Here is a 4,441-nt window from a genome sequence, read left to right as displayed (position 1 = left end):
TCCGGCCAGCAGGTCTATGCCGACAACCGCGACCTGACCGTGCTGACCTCGGTCGGCGCCGGCGCCGAGGTCATCGCCGACGGCTCGGTGCACATCTACGGGCCGCTGCGCGGGCGTGCGCTCGCGGGCGCCCAGGGCAACGAAAAAGCCCGTATCTTCTGTCGAGAGTTCCACGCCGAGCTGGTGGCCATCGCCGGCCACTACCGGGTGCTCGAGGACATCCCTTCCGACCTGCGCGGCAAGGCCGTTCAGGTCTGGCTGGAAGACCAACAACTAAAAATCGCGGCACTTGACTGATGCCGCTCCATTGGAGGACTTGAACTTGGCCGAAATCATCGTAGTCACCTCAGGCAAGGGCGGCGTCGGCAAGACCACCACCAGCGCCAGCCTCGCCTGCGGCCTCGCCCGTCGCGGGCACAAGGTCGCGGTCATCGATTTCGACGTCGGCCTGCGCAACCTCGACCTGATCATGGGCTGCGAGCGCCGCGTCGTGTACGACTTCGTCAACGTGGTCAACGGCGAATCCACGCTCAAGCAGTCGCTGATCAAGGACAAGCGCTTCGACAATCTGTACGTGCTCGCCGCCTCGCAGACCCGCGACAAGGACGCGCTGACGATGGAAGGCGTGGAGAAGGTCCTCAAGGAGATGGCCGACGACGGCTTCGACTACATCGTCTGCGACTCGCCGGCGGGCATCGAGAAGGGCGCCTTCCTGGCGATGTACTTCTCCGACCAGGCCGTGGTCGTGGTCAACCCGGAAGTCTCCTCGGTGCGCGACTCCGACCGCATCCTCGGCCTGCTGTCGTCGAAGACCCGCAAGGCCGAGAACGGCGAGCGGGTCAAGGAACACCTGCTGCTGACCCGTTACAGCCCCAAGCGCGTGGATACCGGCGAGATGCTCAGCGTCGGCGACGTCGAGGAGATCCTCGGCCTCAAGACGATCGGCGTGATCCCCGAGTCCAGCGATGTCCTGCACGCCTCCAACAAGGGCGAGCCGGTCATCCTCGACACCGAGTCCGACGCCTCCCAGGCCTATGACGACGCCGTCGCCCGCCTGCTCGGCGACACCCGCCCGATGCGCTTCACCACCGTCGAGAAGAAGGGCTTCTTCAGCAAGATGTTCGGAGGTTGATGATGGGGATTTTCGACTTCCTGCTGGCCAAGAAACAGACCGCGTCCGTCGCCAAGGACCGCCTGCGGATCATCGTCGCCCACGAGCGCGCGACCCGCGGCGGCCCCGACTACCTGCCGACCCTGCAGCGCGAGCTGCTCGAGGTGATCCGCAAGTACGTCAACGTCGACGCCGAGGCGGTGAAGGTCGATCTGATCGGCGAAGGCGAAAACAAGGTGCTCGACATCTCGGTCTCGCTGCCGGAGAACACCGCGCAAGCGTGAGGGGCGAAGGCAAGCATGGGAGAAGTGAGAAAGCACTTCTCTCACTTCTCACTCCTTGTCACTCGCTCCTCATCCCATGTTGACCCTCGCCGACATCGCCTTCGACGCCGTCGCCGACCTGCTCGCGGGCTACGGGCTGCGGCTGGAGCGCGTCGCCGATGGCGCCGCGATTCCCGGCAGCTACTGGGGCGACTGCGAGGCCGGACTGATCGGCAGCACGGTCTACGCGCGCGGCGATACCCCCGTGCATTCCCTGCTGCACGAGGCCGCGCACCTGATCGTACTGCCGCCGGAACGCCGCGCCGCGGTCCACACCGACGCCACCGACTCGATCGAGGAGGAGGACGCGGTCTGCGTGCTGCAGGCCCTGCTCGGCGACGCCCTGCCCGGGGTCGGCCGCGCGCGCGTGCTCGCCGACATGGACGCCTGGGGCTACACCTTCCGGCTCGGCTCGGCCCGGGCCTATTTCGAGCACGACGCCGACAACGCCTGGCAGTGGCTGCAGGCGCGCGGCCTCGCCGACATCGCGCGGCGGGTGTTGACGCCTCCTGCCGTCACGACCGTCACCGCCGGGCACTAGTCCCGCCGTCACTTGCGCCCGCTCCGGGCGGCCTCTAGCCTTTGTCGTTTCAGCGCATCGATGCGCCCTGTTCGAGGAGAGTCACCCATGAAACCCGTCCGCGCGCTACTCGCGCTCAGCGTCATCGCCGTGCTCGGCCTGTCCGCCTGCTCCCGCGACGGCAGCGACGACTCCGCCGGCACCTCGGTCGCGCCCGAAGGCGAGACCGCCGACCAGTTCGTCGCCCGCGTCAACGACGAAATGCGCGCGATGACCCCGGAGATCACCTCCGCGCAGTGGCTCGCCTCCACCTATATCAACAGCGACAGCCAGCTGATCGCCTCCAAGGCCAACGAGCGCATGCTGGCCCAGCTCAACAGCTGGATCGAGCAGTCCAGGAAGTTCGAGGGCCAGGAAATGTCGCCGCAGACCGCGCGCGCGATCCAGCTGCTCAAGCTCGGCACCTCGATGCCGGCGCCCAAGGACCCGGCCAAGCTGGAGGAGCTGGCTTCGCTGGCGACCAAGATGGAAGGCATGTACGGCGCCGGCAGCTACTGCACCGGCGAAGGCGACGACAAGCAGTGCCGTCAGCTCGGCGAGCTGGAGGACGTGCTGCGCCACGACCGCGACTACGCCGACCAGCTCGATGCCTGGCAGGGCTGGCACACGATCTCGGTGCCGATGCGCAAGGACTACACCCGCTTCGTCGAACTGGTCAACGAAGGCGCCCAGGAGATGGGCTATGCCGACGCCGGCGAGATGTGGCGCTCGGGCTACGACATGACCCCGGTCGAGATCGCCGCCGAGACCGACCGCCTGTGGGGCCAGGTCAAGCCGCTGTACGAACAGCTGCACTGCTATACCCGCACCCGCCTGGAAGCCAAGTACGGCGCCGACAAGGGCGAGGTCGCCGGCGGCATGCTGCCGGCCCACCTGATGGGCAACATGTGGCAGCAGGACTGGGGCAACCTCTGGGACATCCTCGCCCCGTACAAGAACGCCGGCAGCCTCGACGTCACCGGCGCGCTGGAGAGCCAGTGGCAGAACAACTTCTCCGCCCAGATGGCCAAGCACCGCGGCGAGCGCGATGCCTCCGACCTGGTCGAGATGGAGCGCGCCGCCGACCTCGCCACCGCCCGCCAGATGACCGAGCGCGCCGAGGATTTCTACACCTCGCTGGGCATGCCCAAGCTGCCGGCCACCTATTGGGACCGGACCCAGTTCATCAAGCCGCGCGACCGCGACGTGGTCTGCCACGCCAGCGCCTGGCCGATGGACATGGCCGACGACGTGCGCACCAAGATGTGCATCAAGCCGAACGAGGAAGATTTCACCACGATCTACCATGAGCTCGGCCACGTCTATTACTACATGCTGTACAAGGACCAGCCGCCGATCTTCCAGACCGGCGCCCACGACGGCTTCCACGAGGCGATCGGCGACACCATCGTGCTGGCGATGACGCCGGAGTACCTGAACTCTATCGACCTGGTCGGCGAGCAGCAGCAGAGCGAGCAGGCGCTGATCAACGCGCAGATGCGGATGGCGCTGGCCAAGGTCTCGTTCCTGCCGTTCGGCCTGATGATCGACCGCTGGCGCTGGGGCGTGTTCGACGGCACGATCAAGCCCGAGGAATACAACAAGGCGTGGTGGGACCTGAAGGCCAAGTACCAGGGCGTCGCCCCGGTCACCCCGCGTGGCGAGGAGTTCTTCGATCCGGGCGCCAAGTACCACGTGCCGGGCAACACCCCGTACACCCGCTACTTCCTCTCGCACGTGCTGCAGTTCCAGTTCTACAAGGCGCTGTGCGACGCTTCCGGCCACGAGGGCCCGCTCTACCAGTGCAGCTTCTACGGCAACAAGGAAGCCGGCGAGAAGTTCCAGGCGATGCTGAGCAAGGGCGCCAGCCAGCCGTGGCAGCAGACCCTCAAGGAACTGACCGGCGGCGAGAGCATGGACGCCTCGGCGGTGCTGGAATACTTCGCGCCGCTGCAGGACTGGCTGAAGCAGCAGAACGAGGGCAAGACCTGCGGCTGGCAGGCCAGTGCCGCCCCGGCACCGGCCGCTCCCGCCGCCGATGGCGGCGAGGCCGCGACGGAGCAGGATCAGCCGGCCAAGGGCTGATCCCACTCTCGTACCGCAGCCAGAAGGGCCGGCAAATGCCGGCCCTCTTGTTTTTGCCTTGCCGTCTATTCTTGCCGTCTATTTACGCATGAGCAAAGGCTCCGGCGCCTTGAACCCAAGGTCGGAGGCTTCCGCCTTCAGCGGGTTGCTTATCAAGGGTTTTGTTTTTCCCGAGCCAAGATCAGAAGCTTCCGCCTTCGGCGGGTTCCTTTTGTCTTGGCAAAAGGAACCAAAACCGCTTGCTCCTGACGCCCGCCGGGACGGCTGTGCCGCCCCGGTCCCCTGTGCGCCTCGAGGCCGGCGGCACGGCGCCCAAACTCGCTGCGCTCAGACATGGGCGCCTCTACGGCCGCCGTCCTCTGC

5 protein-coding genes are annotated in these 4,441 nt (G+C 66.6%); all 5 read left to right on the top strand.

The genetic code is table 11. The features are described 5' to 3' along the window. On the top strand, positions 1-297 hold a 297-nt coding region (minC, locus tag FKV24_RS11305; RefSeq protein ID WP_141482458.1), incomplete at its 5' end, for a septum site-determining protein MinC. A 25-nt stretch (positions 298-322) separates the two neighbouring features. Beyond that, positions 323-1,132 (top strand): septum site-determining protein MinD, encoded by an 810-nt coding sequence (minD, locus tag FKV24_RS11300; RefSeq protein WP_111268108.1) that lies wholly within the window; start codon positions 323-325, stop codon positions 1,130-1,132. Positions 1,133-1,134: 2 nt separating this feature from the next. Continuing rightward, positions 1,135-1,395, top strand: a complete 261-nt coding sequence (minE, locus tag FKV24_RS11295; protein WP_111266887.1) for a cell division topological specificity factor MinE — start codon at positions 1,135-1,137, stop codon at positions 1,393-1,395. 76 nt (positions 1,396-1,471) lie between these two features. After that, positions 1,472-1,975, top strand: a complete 504-nt coding sequence (locus FKV24_RS11290) for a hypothetical protein (protein WP_111266888.1) — start codon at positions 1,472-1,474, stop codon at positions 1,973-1,975. Between the two features lie 87 nt (positions 1,976-2,062). Then, on the top strand, positions 2,063-4,078 hold the full coding sequence (locus tag FKV24_RS11285; RefSeq protein WP_111266889.1) for a M2 family metallopeptidase: 2,016 nt from the start codon (positions 2,063-2,065) through the stop codon (positions 4,076-4,078). Positions 4,079-4,441: the final 363 nt, after the last annotated feature.

The organism is Marilutibacter maris (assembly GCF_006546735.2).
Classification (GTDB): Bacteria; Pseudomonadota; Gammaproteobacteria; order Xanthomonadales; family Xanthomonadaceae; genus Marilutibacter; species Marilutibacter maris.
Note: the sequence above shows the minus strand (reverse complement) of the source record. Positions and strands in the feature narration are given on the sequence as shown.

Excerpts from the sequence above, each read along its gene's own strand:
- FKV24_RS11285 (WP_111266889.1), top strand. The coding sequence starts at position 2,063 with ATGAAACCCGTCCGCGCGCTACTCGCGCTCAGCGTCATCGCCGTGCTC.
- minE (WP_111266887.1), top strand. The coding sequence starts at position 1,135 with ATGGGGATTTTCGACTTCCTGCTGGCCAAGAAACAGACCGCGTCCGTC.
- FKV24_RS11290 (WP_111266888.1), top strand. The coding sequence starts at position 1,472 with ATGTTGACCCTCGCCGACATCGCCTTCGACGCCGTCGCCGACCTGCTC.